This window comes from Ancylobacter sp. GW821-FHT10E12 (assembly GCF_058809335.1).
In genome coordinates this window covers 423,291-442,112 of record NZ_JBXASN010000001.1, presented here as the reverse complement: position 1 = coordinate 442,112, position 18,822 = coordinate 423,291, and the positions used below count along the sequence as shown (strand labels likewise).

Genomic DNA, 18,822 nt, shown 5'->3' with positions numbered 1-18,822 from the left:
CGTCCCCGCGTCGACGACGCACCGAAGAAGGCGTCATGAGACGTCGTCGCGGCGACGGACGCAAGACGGCCTTTTGGATGGGCGCGATCACGACGCCGTCACGAAGTCGAACAGGAGCTTCATGTTGAGCGCGATGATCAGCGCGGCCGCCATGATCGCCAGCACGGTCTGCCAGCGGGGCGCGACGAGCGTGCCCATCTTGCGCTTGTCCGCCGTGAACATGATGAGCGGCACGATGGCGAAGGGCAGCTGCAGGCTGAGGATCACCTGGCTGAGGATCAGCAGCGAGCCGGCGCCGCTCTCGCCATAGGCGATGGTCACAGCCGCGGCCGGCACGATGGCGATGGAGCGGGTGGTGAGCCGGCGCAGCCATGGCGCGATGCGGAAATTGAGGAAGCCCTCCATCACCGCCTGTCCGGCAATGGTCGCGGTCACCGTCGAGTTGAGGCCGCAGCACAGCAGCGCGACGGCGAAGAGGGTGGGCGCCAGCGCGCTGCCGAGCAGCGGGTTGAGCAGCTCGTGCGCCTTGCCGAGATCGGCCACCTCCCCCACTCCGCCGGCATGGAAGGCGGAGGCGGCGAGGATGAGGATCGAGGCGTTGATGGTGAGCGCAAACATCAGCGCGAAGGTGGAATCGAAGGTGGCGAGCTTGATCGCCTCGCGCTTGCCGTCCAGCGTGCCGTCATGGCGGCGGGTCTGCACGATGGCCGAATGCAGGTAGAGGTTATGCGGCATCACCGTGGCGCCGAGGATGCCGAGCGCCAGGTAGAGCATGTCCGGGTTGCGCACGATCTCGGTGGTCGGCGCGAAGCCGCGGATGACCTCGCCCCAGTCCGGGTCCGCCATCGCGATCTGCAGGCCGAAGCAGACGGCGATGACGGCAAGCAAGGCGACGACCATCGCCTCCACCCAGCGGAATCCGAGATTCTGCAGCCACAGGATCAGGAAGACATCGAGCGCGGTGAGCACCACGCCGATCTCCAGCGGCAGGCCGAACAGGAGATTGAGGCCGATGGCGGTGCCGATGACTTCGGCGAGGTCGGTGGCGCAGATCGCCGCCTCGGCGAGGATCCACAGCACGAAGGAGACGGTGCGCGGAAAGGCGTCGCGGCAGGCCTGCGCCAGGTCCCGGCCCGAGGCGACGCCGAGGCGCGAGCACAGGGCCTGCAGCAGGATCGCGATCATGTTGGACAGCAGCGCGACGGTGAGCAGGCCGTAGCCGAACTTGGAACCGCCGGCGAGCGAGGTCGCCCAGTTGCCGGGATCCATATAGCCGGTGGCGACCAGATAGCCCGGCCCCATGAAGGCCAGCACGCGGCGCAAGCCGGGACGCTTCGGCACGGCAATGGTGCCATGCACTTCCGATAGCGCGGGATCCCCGCGCTCACGCCTCCACCCGCCCGACGAGATGCTGTCCAGCATATTCTCACTCGCTATTGCAAACTATTCGCAAGAAAGATGCGACTCGTTTGCAACTCTGTCAACGCCTGTTTGCTGCAGCGCATCGAACACGATTGCGCCAGCATCGGCGCGGGCTCTGGATTTCGGCTCCAAGCCGAACACATGCTGCACCATGCTGCTCACCGCCCGCGTCGTCGTTCTCGGATTCCTGCTGTTCTTCGCCTTGCCGCTCGGTGCGCATGCGCTGGTGCAGTGGCAGGGCGCCGACTGGTCGCGCTCCTGGCGCAATGCCGACTGGTCGAGCACCGGCACGCTGCCCGTCGCCGCGCAGAACCGGGAGGCGATGGTGCGCGTCTACGCCGCGCGGGTCGGGCGCTGGCGCGGGATTTTCGCGGTGCATAGCTGGATCGTGCTGAAGCCGGAAGGCGGCCCCTATCAGCGCTTCGACAAGGTCGGCTGGGGCTCGCCGATCCGCCGCGACGCCTACCCGCCGGACGGGCGCTGGTTCGGCAATGCGCCGGAGATCGTGTTCGAGGCGACGGGCGAGGCCGCCGGGCGGCTGATCCCGAAGCTGCAGGCGGCGATCGACGCCTATCCCTATGCCGATGCCGGGGATTATCGCGTCTGGCCGGGGCCGAACTCCAACAGCTTCGTCGCCTATGTCGTCGGGCAGGTACCGGAAATGGCCGTGGCGCTGCCGCCGACCGCCATCGGCAAGGACTTCCCGGTCGAGGGCGAATGGGTGGGCTGGTCGCCCTCGCGCACCGGATTGCGGCTGTCGCTGGGCGGCTATGCCGGGCTGACGCTCGCCTGGGTGGAGGGGCTGGAGGTGAACCTGTTCGGCGCGGTGGCCGGGCTCGACCTGCGGCGGCCGGGCATCAAGCTGCCCGGCTTCGGGCGCATCGGCATCTAGAGCGCTTTCACGCGAAGCGGATACCGGCTCGCGTTAAGAAAGTGCGTAAAATCAATGTTCCAGGGCGGGCGCCGGTCCTCGCGACCGGCGCCGCAAAGGACGATCAGGCGACCTTCTTCACCGTCTTGGCCACCTCGGCGGTCTCGGCATCGTACTTGGCCGCCAGCGCGGCGAAGGCGTCCGGGCTTTCGTTCAGCGCCGCCTTCACGTCCTCGGCCCAGGTGGTGTGGCGCAGCGTGAAGGTGGACGTCGCGGACGAGCCGTACTTGTCGGAGAGGCGCACCTTGATCTTGAAGGGGATCGGCTCGGAAGCCAGGAAGCGCGTGGTCGGATGCTCCTTCACGAAGGCGGCATAGGCCTCGGCGACGTCGCGATACTTGTCGGCCTCGATCAGGGCGGTGAGTTGCTTGAGGATTTCCGGCAGCGGCGAATGAGCGGCGGACATGGGTCGTTCCCTTTGCAAATGTCTTGGCATTCTCGTGGAATGCTGGCCTGCGGCGTCTGGTATACAGCACACCGAGCCACTTCCAAAGACCGAGGTAGGCGGATCGGCGGCGTCTCGCAACCCCCTCGCCGCCGCGTCGGGCGGGTTTGACGGGCGTGTCGGAAACGAAAACGGGGCGCGTTGCCGCGCCCCGTAGGGAAGGTGAAATCCGTCCCGCCGAACTCAGCCGAGATGGAACTTCGACATGTCGCGGTGCTCCGCCTCGATCCAGCGCACCGTGCCGGAGGCCGAGCGCATGACGACGGTGTGGGTCTCCACCACGTCCTTGCGGTACTTCACGCCCTTGAGCAGGTTGCCGGTGGTCACGCCGGTCGCCGCGATCAGGCAGTCGCCGCGCACCAGGTCGGTGATGGTGTAGATCTTCTTCGGGTCGGTGACGCCCATGGTCTTGGCGCGCTCGCGCTTCTCCTCGCTGTCGAGGATCAGGCGGGTATACATCTCGCCGCCGATGCAGCGCAGGGCCGCGGCCGCCAGCACGCCCTCCGGCGCCCCGCCGGTGCCGAGATAGATGTCGACGCCGGTCTCGTCGGGATTGGTGGTGTGGATGATGCCGGCGACGTCGCCGTCGGTGATCAGCTGCACCGAGGCGCCGGTCTTGCGCACCGCGGCGATGATGCCGGCATGGCGCGGGCGATCGAGAATCAGCGCGGTGATCTCCGAGGGCTTCACGCCCTTGGCCTTGGCCAGCGAGTGGATGTTTTCCTCGGGCGTCGCGTCGATGTCGATGGTGCCCTTGGCATAGCCCGGTCCGATGGCGATCTTGTCCATGTAGACGTCGGGGGCGTAGAGCAGCGTGCCGCCCTCGGCCATCGCCATCACCGCGATGGAGCCCGGCATGTTCTTGGCGCAGAGCGTGGTGCCTTCGAGCGGATCGACGGCGATGTCCACCGCCGGGCCGTGCCCGGTGCCGAGCTCCTCGCCGATGAACAGCATCGGCGCCTCGTCGCGCTCGCCCTCGCCGATGACGATGCGCCCGGCGATCGGCAGCCGGTTGAGTTCGCGCCGCATCGCATCGACCGCCGCCTTGTCGGCCGCCTTCTCGTCGCCCCGACCGCGCAGACCCGCGGCGGCAACCGCCGCGCGCTCGGTGACGCGCACCAGTTCGAGCGTCAGGATGCGCTCCAGTGCCTGACCTGCCTTGACCGTGATTTCCGCCATCGTCCCAGCCCTCAATCCTTCTCGATCCGTATCACCTGCGGCAGCGACGTGATCACGCCATCGGCTTCGATGGCTGAGATCGCGCGGCGCACCGCCTCTTCCGTCGTCGCGTAGGTAATCAGCACCACCGGCGCGGGGCCTCCTGCACTCTCCGCCCGGTCGCCGCCATGCGGTCTTCCGCGCCGATGCTGCATTATGGACTCTAGGGATATGTTCTGCTCGGCCATATGACGGGCAATGGCTGCCGCCGTTCCAGGCCGATCCACCGCGGCGAGGCGGATGTAGTAGCCGCCCTCGTGCCGCTGGATTGCCGGCTTGCCGGCCGGACGCAGCATCGCCACCGGCCAGCCGAAAGGCCGGCAGGGCCGCGAAGCGGCGAGATCGCAGAGGTCGCCGACCACCGCCGAGGCGGTCGCGTCGCCGCCGGCACCGGGGCCGACCAGCGTGAGCGCCACCGCATCGCCGTCCACCGCCACCGCATTGGTGACGCTGGCGACCTGCGCGATTGGCCAATGTTTGGGCACCATCGTCGGGTGGACGCGCAATTCGACCTGCTCGCCGGTGCGGGCGGCGACGCCGAGCAGCTTGATGCGATAGCCGAGCTCGTCGGCGGCATCGAGATCGGCAAGGCTGATGGTGCGGATGCCCTCGACATGGATGGCGTCGGGGTCCGGCTGCACGCCGAAGGCCAGCGTCGCCAGCAGGGCGAGCTTGTGGGCGGTGTCGAAGCCGTCGACGTCGAAGCTGGGATCGGCCTCGGCATAGCCGAGCTGCTGCGCCTGATCGAGGCATTCCTCGAAGGACAGCCCCTCCTCCTGCATCTTGGTCAGGATGTAGTTGCAGGTGCCGTTGAGGATGCCGGAGATCCGCGCCATGCGGTTGCCGAGCAGTGCCTCGCGCAGCGTCTTGACGATCGGGATGCCGCCGGCGACCGCCGCCTCGAAACCGATGCCGGCGCCGTGCGCTTCCGCCAGCGTCGCCAGCGCCATGCCGTGATGGGCGAGCAGCGCCTTGTTGGCGGTGACCACCGGCTTGCCGGCCTCCAGCGCGGCGGCGACCGCGTCGCGGGCCGCGCCGTCCGAACCGCCGATCAGCTCGACGAAGACGTCGATGCCGGGATCGCGGGCGAGCGCGACCGGGCCGTCGACCCAGCGCACCGAGGAAAGATCGCAATCGCGGTTGCGCGAGCGGTCACGCGCACTGACCGCCACGACCTCGACCGTACGGCCGCAACGCGCGGCGATCTCGGTCTGCTGGCGGGCGAGCATGCGCATGACGCCGGCTCCGACCGTACCGAGGCCGGCGATGCCAATTTTGAGCGGCGGCGCCATCAAACTATCCGAACATCAGAAACTGCAGGAAACGGCGCCGATCCGGTACTTGGAAAACCTCATCGCGCCGCAGCGAGCGGGACGACGTTGTGCAATGTTTCCGCGCCCGTTTCAAGGAAGCGGCGCACATTGCGCGCCGCCTGCCGGATGCGCTGCTCGTTCTCCACCAGCGCGATGCGGACATAATCGTCGCCGTGCTCGCCGAAGCCCACGCCCGGCGCCACCGCGACGTCCGCCTTCTCGATCAGCAGCTTGGCGAATTCCAGGCTGCCGAGATGGCGGAACTTCTCGGGGATCGGCGCCCAGGCGAACATCGAGGCGCTCGGCGAGGGAATCTCCCAGCCGGCCTTGCCGAAGCTGTCCACCAGCGCGTCGCGGCGCTTGCGGTAGACCGACCGCATCTCGGCGATGCAGTCCTGCGGGCCGTTGAGCGCGGCGGTGGCGGCGACCTGGATCGGCGTATAGGCGCCATAGTCGAGATAGGACTTCACGCGGGCGAGCGCGGCGATCAGCCGCTCGTTGCCCACCGCGAAGCCCATGCGCCAGCCGGCCATGGAGAAGGTCTTGGACATGGAGGTGAATTCCACCGTCACGTCCATCGCGCCCGGCACCTGCAGCACCGAGGGCGGCGGGTTGCCGTCGAAATAGACCTCGGAATAGGCGAGGTCGGACAGCACGATGAGGTCGTGCTTCTTGGCGAAGGCGACGACGTCGCGATAGAAATCGAGATCGGCGACGCAGGCGGTCGGGTTCGACGGGTAGCAGAGCACCAGCGCCAGCGGCGAGGGAATCGAATGCGCCACCGCCCGCTCCAGCGCATGGAAGAATTCCGGCCCCGGCTCGCAGGGCACGGAGCGGATGGCGGCGCCCGCCATCAGGAAGCCGAAGGCGTGGATCGGATAGGACGGGTTCGGCACCAGGATCACGTCGCCGGGGGCGGTGATCGCCTGCGCCATGTTGGCGAAGCCTTCCTTGGAGCCGAGCGTGGCGACGACCTGGGTGTCGGCATTCACCTTCACGCCGAAGCGGCGCTCGTAATAGGCCGCCTGGGCGCGGCGCAGGCCGGGAATGCCCTTGGAAGCCGAATAGCGGTCGGTGCGGGGCTTGCCGATGGTTTCCTTCAGCTTCTCGACGACATGTTCGGGGGCGTCGAGATCCGGGTTGCCCATGCCGAGGTCCACGATGTCGGCGCCGCCGTTGCGGGCGATAGCCTTCACGCGGTTGACCTGCTCGAACACGTAGGGCGGCAGCCGGCGGATGCGGTGGAAATCGGTCATCGGTCTCAAGCTCCAAGCCGGCCATCTTCCTCGCATGGCACGGCGCAACAGGCGTTCATATCATCGTTCGCTCGCCCGCACAGCGAGGCATCGCAAGCCATGTTGGCAGAAGCGTGGTGAACGAACGGTAACGGGGCTCTCGCGGCCCCTTGTCTCACTGGCCGGCGTTTTCGAGGTCGCCGCCCTGGTCGATCTGCTGCTGCATCTCGTTGGCCCGGTCGCGGCCGAGACTTTCGAGATCGGCCTGCGTCTTGGCCTGCGTCTCCGCGTCCATCACCGGGCGGTCGCCGACCTTGGCGGGGGTGCCGAAACTCGGATAGGCAAGATCCTGCTTCGGCACGCTGGTGCTCGGCATGCCGAAGCCGGCGCAGCCCGCGAGCCCGAGACAAAGCGCCGCGCAGACGACGAGACGCAGGCCGGCGGGCGATTTCGGCGAAATGGCGGTGCGGCTCGTCATGTCCCTCTTTCCGAACTGTCATCGATCCGGCGGTAGGCTCTCGCTCGAACCGGGCGTCGCGTCTATGATGCTCTCACCTATGAACGCACGCACCCGCGGGGACAAGCGGTGAGTAATCGAAACACCAGCCGTTCCACCTCCCGACGGAGCGCCGGGGAGCGCTCCGCCACCACCGACCAGGCGGCGATGCCGGATATTGCCGTCGGCCCGCCCGAGGGCGCCGCCAAGACACGGGCGGCGAAGACGGCTGCCGGGAATGCCGAATCCGGCACGCCCGCCGCGGCAAAGCGAAACGGCGCCAAGGCGGCCGCGGCGAAGATCGCCGCCGCGTCGCCGAAAGCTGCCACGACGGCGAAAGCCGCCGGGATCGCCTCCGCCGCCAAGCCGCCACCGGCCGAGCCGCCACGGGCCAAGCAGAAGGCGGCAGCCGGCAAGGTGGCGGTGACGACGCCCACCGCGGCCAAGGCCGCCGTCGCCGAGCCGGTGGCCGCCAAGGCCGCCCCCAAAGCTAAAACGTCCGCCAAGGCTGGAACCGCCACAGCGGCAAGGGCGACGATCGCCGGAACGCCTGACACGGCCAAGGCTAAAGCTCCCGTCGCCACCAAGGCGACCGCCACGGTCAAGGCGCCAGCGAAGGCCACAACACCTGCCATCGCCAAGGCTCCCGTCACTGCCAAGGCGCCAGCCACGGCCAAGGCCACAACGCCCGCCGTCGCCAAGGCTCCTGTCATGGTCAAGGCACCTGCCACCGCCAAGGCTCCCGTCACCGCTCGGACGGCCAAAGCTCAGGCTTCCAAGGAGCCGGCGGCGAAGAGCTCGGCCGGGACGCCCCCGGCAACGAAACCGCCGGCATCGACCCGCGCGGCAATCGCCGCGCCGCGGCGCGCGGCGCAATCGCGTCCGACGGCCAGTCATGCCCGCCTCGCCCCGCGCCCGATTCCCGCGCCGGTCGCCAAAGTGGCGGAAGCCCCGCAGCCGGCTCCGGCCGCGCCGGCCTCGCGTCCGGCCGAACCCGCCCAGCAGGTCGCCCAGAAGCAGGTCGCCCAGAAGCCCGCGGCTACGGAGCCGATCTCCGCCGGCCCGGTGGATTTCGAGGCATTCGCCGGCAATCTCGCCCGCCTCGTCGAAGAGGGCGGCAAGGCAATGGCCGCCTATCTGCGCCCGCGCGAGGAAGGACGGGTGAAGGACGACATCGCCGAGGAGGTCGCCGACGTCATGAAGACGCTCGGCAACGTCGCCGAATACTGGCTGACCGATCCCAAGCGCACCGTCGACATCCAGTCCCGCCTCATCGGCGGCTATCTCTCGCTGTGGTCCTCGACGCTGAAACGGCTGAGCGGCGAGCCGGCGGAACCGGTCGCGGTGCCGCTGGCGCGCGATGCCCGCTTCGCCGACGCGGAATGGAGCTCCAACCCGTTCTTCGACGCGCTGAAGCAGACCTACCTGCTGACCGCCAACTGGGCGGAATCGCTGGTCGAGGAAGCCGAGATCGACAAGCACACCAAGCACAAGGCCGAGTTCTACGTCCGGCAGATTGCCAGCGCGGTCTCGCCCTCCAATTTCGTGCTCACCAATCCCGAGCTGCTGCGCGCCACCTTCGCCTCCAATGGCGAAAACCTGGTGCGCGGCATGAAGATGCTCGCCGAGGACATCGAGGCCGGCGACGGCGAATTGAAGATCCGCCAGACCGACAATTCGAAGTTCCAGGTCGGCGTCAATCTCGCCGTCACCCCCGGCAAGGTGATCTTCCAGAACGAGCTGATGCAGCTCATCCAGTACACGCCGACCACCGAGAGCGTGCTGAAGATTCCGGTGGTGATCGTGCCGCCCTGGATCAACAAATATTACGTGCTCGACCTCAACCCGGAGAAATCCTTCGTGCGCTGGGCGGTCGAGCAGGGGCTAACCGTGTTCATCGTCTCCTGGGTCAACCCCTCCGCGGCGTTGGCCGAGAAGGGGTTCGAGGACTACATGCGCGACGGCGTGCTGAAGGCGATCGAGGTCGCCAGGCAGGCCGCCAATGTCGAGGACGTGCATGCGGTCGGCTATTGCGTCGGCGGCACCATGCTCGCCATGACGCTGGCCTGGCTCGCCGCCACCGGTACCGAGGCCGGCATCCGCTCGGCCAGCTTCCTCACCACCCAGGTCGACTTCACCCATGCCGGCGACCTGAAGGTGTTCATCGACGAGGAGCAGGTCGCGGTGCTGGAGCGCCGCATGCTGGAATCCGGCACCATGGACGGCAAGGTGATGGCGAACGCCTTCAACATGCTGCGCGCCAACGACCTGATCTGGCCCTATGTGGTGAACAACTACATGAAGGGACAGGCGCCGTTCCCGTTCGACATCCTCTACTGGAACTCGGATTCGACGAGGCTGCCGCGGGCGAACCATTCCTTCTATCTGCGCAACTGCTACCTCGACAACAAATTCACCAAGGGGATGCTGTCGCTCGCCGGGCAGCTTCTCGACCTCACCAGGGTGACGCTGCCGACCTACAGCCTGGCGACGCGCGAGGACCATATCGCCCCGGCCGCCTCGGTGTTTCTCGGCCTGAAATATTTCGGCGCGCCGGGGCGTTTCGTGCTGGCGGGCTCCGGGCACATTGCCGGGGTCATCAACCCGCCGGCCCGCGCCAAATACCAGTACTGGACCGGCGGCGAGCTCGGCGACAGCCTCGAGCAATGGATCGACAAGGCCGAGATGCACCCCGGCTCCTGGTGGCCGGACTGGCTCGCCTGGCTGGAGGCGCAGGACGCCGCGCGCGTACCGGCGCGCAAGCCGGGCGAGGGAGCGTTCGCCGCGATCGAGGACGCACCGGGCAGCTATGTGAAGGTGCGGGGGTAGCGACCCGACCCAAGCCCTTTGATTGACTTGTATACTTCAAGTTGCATTAAAGGTATCTTGAAACCCCATCGTAAGATGGGGGCTCGACATGTCCGAGATGACCGATTGGATCGGCACTGTGATTGCCGTGATTGGCGGCTTTGCTGGGCTGGGCCAGTACGTGGCAAATAGCGGGAGATCCCGCCGGCAGATCATGCGCGAGAAGGCGCTGGTCGCCGCCGACGAGATGGAAGCGTTCAATCGCGACGAGGCGGTCAAGAACGCGCTGGCGATGATCGACTGGGACCCGCCGCTCCTATCGCTCAGCGGCCCGGACGGCGTGTACCGGACGCTGAGCGTCGACAGTTCCCTGTTCGCATCTGCGCTGCGTCATCACGGCATGTCCGGCGAAGCCGGCTCGTCGGATGCGTCCTTCGCCCAATCTGAACCGTCCCCGGCCTATGGCTGCGGCTTCACGATCGACGAGGCCGCAATCCGGGGCATATTCGACGCGTTCCTCGATCGGCTCGATCGGATCGAGAATCTGATCGCCAAGGACGTGATAGAGGCGCAGGATTTCGCCGATTATTTTTCGTATTGGCTCGATCTGATGGGAGAGACGCCGGCGGCCAACGACCGGCTCTCCCAGTTCTCCCCCTTCAAGCGCGCCGCTCTCTGGGGCTACATCCGCAACTATCAATTCAACGGAGTGGTGCGGCTGTTCGCACGGTATGGCCGGGCGCGCGGCCCGGCCGTCCATTGATCACGGAAACAGCGGCAGTTGCTCCAGCCCCGTGGTCTCGGGGAAGCCGAGCACCAGGTTCATGTTCTGCACCGCCTGGCCCGACGCGCCCTTGACCAGGTTGTCGGTGGTCGAGATCAGGATCGAGCGGCCCGGCTGGCGATCGGCCACCACGCCCATGACGATCATGTTCGAGCCCTTCACATAGCGCGACTGCGGCACCTGGCCGAGCGGCAGCACATGCACGAAGGGCTCGGCCTTGTAGAAATCGGCGAGCACGCGGTGCAGGTCGGCGGCACCGACGCCGGCGCCGGTCCTCACATAGATGGTCGCGTAGATGCCGCGGTTCATCGGCACCAGATGCGGCGTGAAGCTCGGCAGCACGCTGCGGCCGGCGGCCTTGGAATATTCCTGGTCGAGCTCGGCCATGTGCCGGTGATGGCCGACGCCATAGGCATGCATGCCGTCGCTCACCTCGGTGAACAGCAGCGATTCCTTGGCCGAGCGGCCGGCACCGGTCACACCGCTCTTGGCGTCGACGACGATGCCTTCCGGCTCGATGGCGCCGGCCTCGATCAGCGGCACCACCGGCAGGATCGCCGTGGTGGTGTAGCAGCCGGGATTGGCGATCAGCCGCGCCTTGCGGATGTCGTCGCGATAGAGCTCGACGAGGCCGTAGACCGCCTCCTGCTGCAGTTCCAGCGCCTGGTGGGCGTGGCCGTACCACTGCTCGTAGGCGCCGGGGTCGCGCAGCCGGAAATCCGCCGACAGGTCGACGATCTTGATATGCGGCGCCAGCTCGAAGCAACGCTTGATCACCTGCTGCGTCGTCCCGTGCGGCAGGGCGCAGAAGGCGAGGTCGACGCCCGACCAGTCCACCTCCTCGATGGTGACCAGCCTGGGCAGGGCAAGCTTGCCGAATTGCGGGAACACGTCGGCCATCGACTGGCCGGCCTTGCGGTCGGCGGTGAGGGCGACGATCTCGACGCGCGGATGGCGCACCAGCAGGCGCACCAGCTCCGAGCCCGTATAGCCCGAGGCCCCGAGGATCGCGATCCGCGCCTTGCCGTCCGTCATCGTTCCGTCTCCCTGCAAAAAGGGTTGCCGAACCCGCGCACTTACACCCGTTGCGCGACGGACGGAAGACGCGCCCGGCGCAGTGAAGGCGAGAGATGCGCATGGCGCAGGGCGGACGGAAGCGGCGAGCCGCCCGCTATGCGCAGGGCTGCCGCGCTCCGGCCACGGGAACCTATTGGCATCGACGATGCTTGCCCCTCGCCGACCCGGCACAGCCTCGGAGTTCTCCTCGCCATGACGCATCCCCTCGCCTTCTTCTCCCTCGGCATGTCCATGGTCCGCCTCGGCCTCGACGCGCAGGTCGTCGTCGCCGAACGGATCAGCCGCCTGTCGCGCGGCGACCTCGATGCCGGCATGGAAGCGATGCGCATGGTGACGGAGAAGGCGCTGGCGCTGGGCGAGGCCAATGTGCGGTTCGCCGCCGCCGCCGCCACCGGCCGGCTCGACCGCGTCGGGCCGGAGATCGTCAGGCTCTACCGCCGCAAGGTGCGGGCCAACCGGCGGCGCCTCGGCAAATGAGATCCGGCCTCGCGAGGCTTCGTTCACGACCTGTTCACGGTCGAGACTCGCGCTGGCATAATGTGGTCTAATGGAATCACGCATCCGCATCTGCCAGCGAAAGTCCCGCCCGCCCCATGTCGGACCCCAATCTGTTTGACCTGCCGCCGCAGGCGCCCCGCCCCGCCGCCGGCAAGCCGGCGCCGCGCGCCGCCGCGCCGGCGACCGGCGCCGAGAGCGCCTACACGGCCGCCCATATCGAGGTGCTGGAGGGTCTGGAGCCGGTGCGCCGCCGGCCGGGCATGTATATCGGCGGCACCGACGAGAAGGCGATGCACCACCTCTTCGCCGAGGTGATCGACAATTCGATGGACGAGGCGGTGGCCGGCCATGCCAGCTTCATCGATGTGGAGCTGACATCCGACGGCTGCCTCGCCGTGACCGACAATGGCCGCGGCATCCCGATCGAGGACCACCCGAAATTCCCCGGCAAATCGGCGCTGGAGGTGATCCTCACCACGCTGCATGCCGGCGGCAAGTTCGACAGCAAGGTCTACGAGACCTCCGGCGGCCTGCACGGCGTCGGCGTCTCGGTGGTGAACGCGCTGTCCGACCTCCTGGAGGTCGAGGTGGCGCGCGGGCAGACGCTGTACCGCCAGACCTATTCGCGCGGCGTGCCGCAGGGCCCGATCGCCGAGGTCGGCCGGGTGCTGAACCGCCGCGGCACCCGGGTGCGCTTCCATCCCGACCCGATGATCTTCGGCGCGGAGGCCCGCCTCAAGCCGGCGCGGGTCTTCAAGATGGCGCGCTCCAAGGCCTATCTGTTCGGCGGCGTCGAGATCCGCTGGAGCTGCGATCCCGCGCTCGTCGCCGGCACCGACGTGCCGCCGCAGGCGACCTTCCGCTTCCCCGGCGGACTGAAGGACTATCTCGCCGCCGACATTGCCGGCCACGCGCTGGTGCACCCGGAGATCTTCTCCGGCAAGACCTCCAAGCCCGGCGGGCACGGCGCGGCGGAATGGGCGGTGGCCTGGCTCGGCGACGCCGACGGCGCGGTCTCCTCCTATTGCAACACCATCCCGACCGCCGAGGGCGGCACCCACGAGGCCGGCTTCCGTTCCGCCTTGCTGCGGGGATTGCGCGACCATGCCGAGCGCACCGGCAACGCCAAGCGGGCGAGCAGCATCACCAGCGACGACGTGATGGCCGGCTGCGCCGCCATGCTGTCGGTGTTCGTGCGCGAGCCGGAATTCCAGGGCCAGACCAAGGAGAAGCTCGCCACCGCCGAGGCGGCGCGCATCGTCGAGACCGCGATCCGCGACCCGTTCGACCATTGGCTGGGCGGCAACCCGGTGCAGGCGAACCGCCTGCTGGACTGGGTGATCGAGCGCGCCGAGGAGCGGCTGCGGCGCCGGCAGGAGAAGGAGATCTCCCGCAAGAGCGCGGTGCGCAAGCTGCGCCTGCCGGGCAAGCTGGCCGACTGCTCCAACAATTCGGCGGCCGGCTCGGAACTGTTCATCGTCGAGGGCGATTCGGCCGGCGGCTCGGCCAAGCAGGCGCGCGAGCGCCAGACCCAGGCCGTGCTGCCGCTGCGCGGAAAAATCCTCAACGTCGCCAGCGCCGGCCGCGACAAGCTGGCGCAGAACCAGCAGCTCGCCGACCTGATGCAGGCGCTGGGCTGCGGCACCGGCGCGCAATATCGCGAGGAGGACCTGCGCTACGAGCGGGTGGTGATCATGACCGACGCCGATGTCGACGGCGCGCATATCGCCTCGCTGCTGGTGACCTTCTTCTTCCGGCAGATGCCGAAGATGATCGAGAACGGCCATCTGTTCCTCGCCGTGCCGCCGCTCTACCGCATCACCCAGGGTCCCAAGACGCTTTATGCGCGCGACGAGGCGCATCGCGACGAATTGCTGGCCAGGGAATTCTCCGGCCGCGGCAAGGTGGAGATCGGCCGCTTCAAGGGCCTCGGCGAGATGATGCCGGCGCAGCTGAAGGAGACCACCATGAGCCGGAAGTCGCGCACGCTCCTGCGCGTCACCGTCGACGTCGCCGAGCAGGCCGCCACCGCCGATGCCATCGAGCGGCTGATGGGCAACAAGCCGGAGAGCCGCTTTGCCTTCATCTCCGAGCGCGCCGCCTTCGCCAGCGAGGAACTGCTCGACATCTGAGGCGCGGCGCCTCGCGAACGGGAACGTGGCCCGCCGTTGCCGCCGCCGGCCTCAGCCGGCCTCGTTCGGCGCCATCGCGTAGCGCGTCTCGATGATTTCACGGATCGCCGGCTTGTAGGCGTCGCGGGCAACCTCATAGGCGGTCTCGCGGGTCTGCCGCCCGCCGACGAGCTGCTGCTGCACGCTGGCGCTGCTCCATGTGCCGTTCTCGTGCAGGCGGTAGACGCTCATCACCTCGCCGAGATAGCCGATGGCGCCGTGTCGCTCCAGGTGGAAAGCCAGCGCGATCTCGCTGATGCGATGGCGGAACAGCACGTCCGGCAACGCCTTGATCAGCGCCGTGCGGAACATGCAGCAGGAGAAATTGGCGATGAGGTTCATCGTCGGCTCGTGGAGGAAATCGCCGCCGTCGAGCCGCTGCTTGGCGATCCCGTCCTGCCGCTCGAGGGTGAAGCGGCGGCCGGTGCGCTCGTCCTCCACCGCGATCTTCGAGAACGCCATCGAGCAGTCGAAATGGCGGTCGAGAAACGCCATCTGCTTGGCGAGCTTGCCGGGATCGGTCCAGAAGTCGTCGCCTTCCAGCATCGCGGTGTAGCGGCCCTGGGCGGCGGCGAAGGCGCGGCGGAAATTGCCGGAAATGCCGCGGCGGGTGCCGTCGCCGATGGAGCGCAGCCGCTCGGGATGGGCGCGGCAGTAGTCCACGACGATATCCGCAGTACCGTCGGTCGAACCGTCGTCGGCGATGACGATGTCGTGGACGAAGTCGCCGCGCTGGGCGAGCGCGCTGTCGATCGCCTGCGCGATGTAGCCCACCTGGTTATGCGTGACGATCAACGTCGAGATCGTCGGCGCCAGCCGGTGCTTGTTGACGATCTGCACCTTGGCCAGCGACAGCCATTCGGTGGTGCTGATGCGCGGGAGCGAGGGAATGTCGCGGTAGATCATCACCAGTTCGTCGACGAAGACCGGCGGGTGATGCGGCGCATAGGTCAGCAGCAGGTCCCAGTCGACCAGCCGCTTTAGGCCCGTGTCGAACCCGCCCAGCGCCCGAAAGCAATCGATGTGGTGCACGAAGACGCCGATATCGATGTAATTGTCGCGACGCAGATCGGCGAGGTCGAACGGCCGGGCGAAAATCTCGCCCTTCCCCTGGTGGTAGAAGGCGGCGAAGAAGGTCCGCGCCTGCGGATGGTCGAGGATCGCGCGGGAGAACACCTCCAGGAAATGCGGCTCGACGAGATTGTCGGAATCGACATAGGCGATCCACGCGTGCCGCGCCGCCGCCAGCCCGGCATTGCGCGCCGCGCAGACGCCGTGACCGCGCGGCAGCCGGATATAGACGAGGCGCCCGGCGGCGAGCTCGTCGGCATGCACGTCGCGAACATGCGCCTCGGTTCCATCGGCCGAGCCGTCGTCGACGAGGATCAGCTCGAAATTCCGGTGCGTCTGCACCAGCATGGAGGCGATCGCCTCGTCGACCACCGCGGCGCGGTCGCGAGTGGCGAGGATTACCGAGAAGGCGATGCCGGCGGCCTGCGCGTCCCTTCCGTCCGGCGGCCGCAGGCGCCGCCCCTCCTGACGGCCGCGGCGGGCATAATGCAGCAGCGGCGGGCCGTCGAACGCGGCGAGATCGGGATTGGCGGCGAGATAGGCGGCAGGATCGAAACGTGGCGAGGGGTGGTGTCCCTCCCGCCAGCCATGGTCGAGATAATGCGCAACTGCGGAGCCCTCGCCGCCGGCCGCCTGCGGATGGCGGGCGAGATACCATGCCTCGTCGAACAGTCCCGATCGTGCGAGGCACGCGATGTCGTCCCGATCCGCGCCGTGCATGCCCATCCGCTTGACTCGACTGCACCCTCCCCGCGCCACCGGAACCGGCGAGCCGGCCCGCTCGCCCGGAGCCCTTCCCATCGATCCGGCCTGTCAGCGGATCGATGCGAAAAGCCTCGTCAGGCTTGAGCACGTTCCCGCCAAAAGGCGGATTCGACCTTGGGGAACATACCCTAGCGTCGATCGAAGGCGATGCGTGCCGCGAGGCCGAGAAAGATTACACCGGTCAGTCGCTGGAAGGCGGTAGCCAAATACTCACGCCGCCCCAGCCAGCGGCCGATTCCGCCGGCAAAGCCGCCGACCAGGCAATTGACGATGGTGCCGCCGGTATTGAGGATGGCGCCGAGCAGCAGGAACTGCGGGAAGGTCGACCCGCGCGCCGGATCGACGAATTGTGGCAGGAAGGCCAGCACGAACACCGCGATCTTGGGATTGGTGAGGCTGACCACTACCGCCTCGCGCCAGGCAGCAAACGCGCTGGCCCGGCGCGCCGCCCCCTGCCCGATCAGCGCGCCCGACGCGGTGAAGGCCTTGAAGGCGAGAAAGACGAGATAGGCGACGCCGGCCCAGCGGATGGCCTCGAAGGCACCGGGATGGGCGGCGAGCAGCGCCGCGAGGCCGGCGGCGGCGGCCAGCGTGTGCAGCAGTACCCCGGCGGCGATGCCGAAACTGGCCGCAAGCCCGGCGGCGGGGCCCGATTTCATGCCCTGGCCGAGACAGAACAGCATGTCGTTGCCCGGCGTGAGGTTGAGCATCAGCGCCGCGGGGATGAAGACCATCAGCGTCTGGCTGGTCGGCAACATGAAGCAACTCCGGCGGGTGCGGCCTGATGAATGAGCCGCGCTCTATCACATCACGGCGCGTTTTGTCGTCCAACCCCTTGAAACAGCCCGAAAACCGTTGACTTTCCGAGCATTGCCCCTATGTTGCGCTGCATCGTCTGACTTAATCCGACAGATGCGCTCCGCGCGAAGACGATGCAGCCCGTCCCCGGTTACGGCTCGGGGGATGCAGGTGAGCGGTGCGCTGCCGCAGAATTGACCCTAGATGCATTTCAACGAACTGGGCCTGAGCGACAAAGTGCTCTCGGCCGTCGCCGATACGGGCTACACGGAACCGACGCCGATCCAGGCGCAGGCCATTCCGCATGTGCTCGCCCGCCGCGATGTGCTGGGCCTCGCCCAGACTGGCACCGGCAAGACCGCTGCCTTCACCCTGCCGATGCTGACGCTGCTCGAGCAGGGACGCGCCCGGGCCCGCATGCCGCGCACGCTGATCCTCGAACCGACCCGCGAACTGGCGGCGCAGGTGGAGGAGAACTTCGTCCGCTACGGCAAGAACCACAAGCTGAACGTCGCGCTGCTGATCGGCGGCGTCTCCTTCGGCGACCAGGACGCCAAGCTGGTGCGCGGCGTCGACGTGCTGATCGCCACCCCCGGCCGCCTGCTCGACCATGTCGAGCGCGGGCGGCTGCTGCTCTCCGGCATCGAGATCCTCGTCATCGACGAGGCCGACCGCATGCTGGACATGGGCTTCATCCCCGACATCGAGCGCGTCTGCAAGCTGGTGCCCTTCACCCGGCAGACGCTGTTCTTCTCCGCCACCATGCCGCCGGAAATCCAGCGGCTGGTCGCGCAGTTCCTGTCCAATCCGGTGCAGATCGAGGCCTCGCGGCCGTCCTCCACCGCCTCCACCATCACCCAGATGCTGGTCGCGAGCGGGCGTGAGGATTTCGAGAAGCGCGAGACGCTGCGCCGCCTCATCGACACCGCCGAGAACCTGCAGAATGGCATCATCTTCTGCAACCGCAAGAGCGAAGTCGCGGTGGTGCACAAGTCGCTGCTGCGGCACGGCTACAAGGCCGTGTGCCTGCACGGCGACATGGACCAGCGCTCCCGCATGAATGCGCTCGACCAGTTCCGCACCGGCGAGGCGACCCTGCTGGTCGCTTCCGACGTCGCCGCGCGCGGCCTCGACATCCCGGCGGTGAGCCATGTGTTCAATTTCGACACGCCGCACCATGCCGAGGACTATGTGCACCGCATCGGCCGTACCGGCCGCGCCGGCCGCGCCGGTGCCGCCTTCACCATGGTGACCCATGCCGACGTCAAGTCGCTGGCCGCCATCGAGAAGCTGATCGGCCGTCCCATCGAATGGCAGGGCGAGCCTCTCGGCGACGCCCCGCCGCGCGAAGCGCGCAGCGCCCGGCCCGCCGGCCGCGGCGAACGTAGCGAGCGCAAGGGAAGTGGCGAACGCGGTGGCAGCGAGCGCGGGGAACGCGGCGCCGGCGATCGTGGCGCCAGCGACCGCGGCGAGCGCCGCGGCGCCCGCCCGGCCCGCCGCCGCGACGGCACCGCTCCGGTACCGGCGGCGGTCGAGGCCGAGGAGGTCGCCGCCCCGGCACCCGTCGCCGCCCGCCCGTCCCGCCGCAGCAAGTCGGCGGCGGAAGCCCCGGCCGGCCAGCCGGCGAAGTCCCCTGCCCGTGCGGCCGCCACGCCGACCCGCGCCCCGGTGACGCCGACCTCGGTGCGCCACGGCGAGGAGCGGCGCTCGTCGCATCAGGACGAGCCGGCCGACACCTCGCACCTCCCGGCCTTCCTGCTGCGCCCGGTGCGCGTCAAGGCGAGCTGAGC

At 68.1% G+C, this 18,822-nt stretch carries 15 protein-coding genes; 6 read left to right on the top strand and 9 right to left on the bottom strand.

The features are described 5' to 3' along the window. Positions 1 to 87: 87 nt before the first annotated feature. Positions 88 to 1,422, bottom strand: a complete 1,335-nt coding sequence (locus AC1RU4_RS02140) for an Nramp family divalent metal transporter (RefSeq protein ID WP_492889337.1) — start codon at positions 1,420 to 1,422, stop codon at positions 88 to 90. 151 nt (positions 1,423 to 1,573) lie between these two features. Here AC1RU4_RS02140 and AC1RU4_RS02135 point away from each other — a divergent pair, with 151 nt between their 5' ends. Continuing rightward, complete coding sequence (locus tag AC1RU4_RS02135) at positions 1,574 to 2,314, top strand: DUF3750 domain-containing protein (protein ID WP_492889336.1); 741 nt, start codon at positions 1,574 to 1,576, stop codon at positions 2,312 to 2,314. Positions 2,315 to 2,417: 103 nt separating this feature from the next. Here AC1RU4_RS02135 and AC1RU4_RS02130 read toward each other — a convergent pair whose 3' ends face one another. The 5 genes from AC1RU4_RS02130 to AC1RU4_RS02110 form a co-directional block, all read right to left on the bottom strand. Further along, on the bottom strand, positions 2,418 to 2,759 hold the full coding sequence (locus AC1RU4_RS02130) for a hypothetical protein (protein ID WP_492889335.1): 342 nt from the start codon (positions 2,757 to 2,759) through the stop codon (positions 2,418 to 2,420). A gap of 222 nt (positions 2,760 to 2,981) precedes the next feature. Further along, positions 2,982 to 3,977 (bottom strand): class II fructose-bisphosphatase, encoded by a 996-nt coding sequence (gene glpX / locus AC1RU4_RS02125; RefSeq protein ID WP_492889334.1) that lies wholly within the window; start codon positions 3,975 to 3,977, stop codon positions 2,982 to 2,984. An 11-nt stretch (positions 3,978 to 3,988) separates the two neighbouring features. Continuing rightward, complete coding sequence (locus AC1RU4_RS02120) at positions 3,989 to 5,308, bottom strand: homoserine dehydrogenase (protein WP_492889333.1); 1,320 nt, start codon at positions 5,306 to 5,308, stop codon at positions 3,989 to 3,991. Between the two features lie 59 nt (positions 5,309 to 5,367). Continuing rightward, positions 5,368 to 6,585 (bottom strand): LL-diaminopimelate aminotransferase, encoded by a 1,218-nt coding sequence (locus AC1RU4_RS02115; RefSeq protein WP_492889332.1) that lies wholly within the window; start codon positions 6,583 to 6,585, stop codon positions 5,368 to 5,370. 154 nt (positions 6,586 to 6,739) lie between these two features. After that, a complete protein-coding gene (locus AC1RU4_RS02110) occupies positions 6,740 to 7,042 on the bottom strand; it encodes a hypothetical protein (protein ID WP_492889331.1) in 303 nt (100 codons plus the stop codon). A gap of 108 nt (positions 7,043 to 7,150) precedes the next feature. On the opposite strand from AC1RU4_RS02110, the gene phaC reads away from it, so the two are divergent. Both phaC and AC1RU4_RS02100 read left to right on the top strand, forming a co-directional pair. Continuing rightward, positions 7,151 to 9,889 carry a class I poly(R)-hydroxyalkanoic acid synthase gene (gene phaC / locus AC1RU4_RS02105; protein ID WP_492889330.1) on the top strand — a complete coding sequence of 913 codons (2,739 nt, stop codon included), beginning with the start codon at positions 7,151 to 7,153 and terminating at the stop codon, positions 9,887 to 9,889. An 88-nt stretch (positions 9,890 to 9,977) separates the two neighbouring features. Continuing rightward, a complete protein-coding gene (locus AC1RU4_RS02100) occupies positions 9,978 to 10,631 on the top strand; it encodes a hypothetical protein (protein ID WP_492889329.1) in 654 nt (217 codons plus the stop codon). On the opposite strand, the gene argC is transcribed toward AC1RU4_RS02100, so the two are convergent. Then, the gene (gene argC / locus AC1RU4_RS02095; protein ID WP_492889328.1) at positions 10,632 to 11,687 is read right to left on the bottom strand and encodes an N-acetyl-gamma-glutamyl-phosphate reductase; all 1,056 of its coding nucleotides are present in this window, start codon (positions 11,685 to 11,687) and stop codon (positions 10,632 to 10,634) included. A 234-nt stretch (positions 11,688 to 11,921) separates the two neighbouring features. On the opposite strand from argC, the gene AC1RU4_RS02090 reads away from it, so the two are divergent. Both AC1RU4_RS02090 and parE read left to right on the top strand, forming a co-directional pair. Beyond that, entirely contained in the window at positions 11,922 to 12,206 is a 285-nt protein-coding gene (locus AC1RU4_RS02090; RefSeq protein WP_492889327.1) for a hypothetical protein, read from the top strand. Between the two features lie 116 nt (positions 12,207 to 12,322). Continuing rightward, the gene (parE, locus tag AC1RU4_RS02085; RefSeq protein ID WP_492889326.1) at positions 12,323 to 14,359 is read left to right on the top strand and encodes a DNA topoisomerase IV subunit B; all 2,037 of its coding nucleotides are present in this window, start codon (positions 12,323 to 12,325) and stop codon (positions 14,357 to 14,359) included. 51 nt (positions 14,360 to 14,410) lie between these two features. Here the strand turns inward: parE and AC1RU4_RS02080 are convergent, their stop codons facing one another. Next, positions 14,411 to 16,195, bottom strand: a complete 1,785-nt coding sequence (locus AC1RU4_RS02080; RefSeq protein WP_492889325.1) for a glycosyltransferase family 2 protein — start codon at positions 16,193 to 16,195, stop codon at positions 14,411 to 14,413. Between the two features lie 167 nt (positions 16,196 to 16,362). Then, positions 16,363 to 16,992 (bottom strand): LysE family translocator, encoded by a 630-nt coding sequence (locus AC1RU4_RS02075; RefSeq protein WP_492889324.1) that lies wholly within the window; start codon positions 16,990 to 16,992, stop codon positions 16,363 to 16,365. A gap of 244 nt (positions 16,993 to 17,236) precedes the next feature. Here AC1RU4_RS02075 and AC1RU4_RS02070 point away from each other — a divergent pair, with 244 nt between their 5' ends. After that, positions 17,237 to 18,820, top strand: coding sequence for a DEAD/DEAH box helicase (locus AC1RU4_RS02070; RefSeq protein WP_492889323.1), 1,584 nt, complete (start codon positions 17,237 to 17,239; stop codon positions 18,818 to 18,820). Positions 18,821 to 18,822: the final 2 nt, after the last annotated feature.

Bases quoted from the DNA above. Each gene is read 5' to 3' on its own strand.
- AC1RU4_RS02140 (WP_492889337.1), bottom strand. From the start codon at position 1,422: ATGCTGGACAGCATCTCGTCGGGCGGGTGGAGGCGTGAGCGCGGGGAT.
- AC1RU4_RS02135 (WP_492889336.1), top strand. From the start codon at position 1,574: ATGCTGCTCACCGCCCGCGTCGTCGTTCTCGGATTCCTGCTGTTCTTC.
- AC1RU4_RS02130 (WP_492889335.1), bottom strand. From the start codon at position 2,759: ATGTCCGCCGCTCATTCGCCGCTGCCGGAAATCCTCAAGCAACTCACC.
- glpX (WP_492889334.1), bottom strand. From the start codon at position 3,977: ATGGCGGAAATCACGGTCAAGGCAGGTCAGGCACTGGAGCGCATCCTG.
- AC1RU4_RS02120 (WP_492889333.1), bottom strand. From the start codon at position 5,308: ATGGCGCCGCCGCTCAAAATTGGCATCGCCGGCCTCGGTACGGTCGGA.
- AC1RU4_RS02115 (WP_492889332.1), bottom strand. From the start codon at position 6,585: ATGACCGATTTCCACCGCATCCGCCGGCTGCCGCCCTACGTGTTCGAG.
- AC1RU4_RS02110 (WP_492889331.1), bottom strand. From the start codon at position 7,042: ATGACGAGCCGCACCGCCATTTCGCCGAAATCGCCCGCCGGCCTGCGT.
- AC1RU4_RS02100 (WP_492889329.1), top strand. From the start codon at position 9,978: ATGTCCGAGATGACCGATTGGATCGGCACTGTGATTGCCGTGATTGGC.
- argC (WP_492889328.1), bottom strand. From the start codon at position 11,687: ATGACGGACGGCAAGGCGCGGATCGCGATCCTCGGGGCCTCGGGCTAT.
- AC1RU4_RS02090 (WP_492889327.1), top strand. From the start codon at position 11,922: ATGACGCATCCCCTCGCCTTCTTCTCCCTCGGCATGTCCATGGTCCGC.
- parE (WP_492889326.1), top strand. From the start codon at position 12,323: ATGTCGGACCCCAATCTGTTTGACCTGCCGCCGCAGGCGCCCCGCCCC.
- AC1RU4_RS02080 (WP_492889325.1), bottom strand. From the start codon at position 16,195: ATGGGCATGCACGGCGCGGATCGGGACGACATCGCGTGCCTCGCACGA.
- AC1RU4_RS02075 (WP_492889324.1), bottom strand. From the start codon at position 16,992: ATGTTGCCGACCAGCCAGACGCTGATGGTCTTCATCCCCGCGGCGCTG.
- AC1RU4_RS02070 (WP_492889323.1), top strand. From the start codon at position 17,237: ATGCATTTCAACGAACTGGGCCTGAGCGACAAAGTGCTCTCGGCCGTC.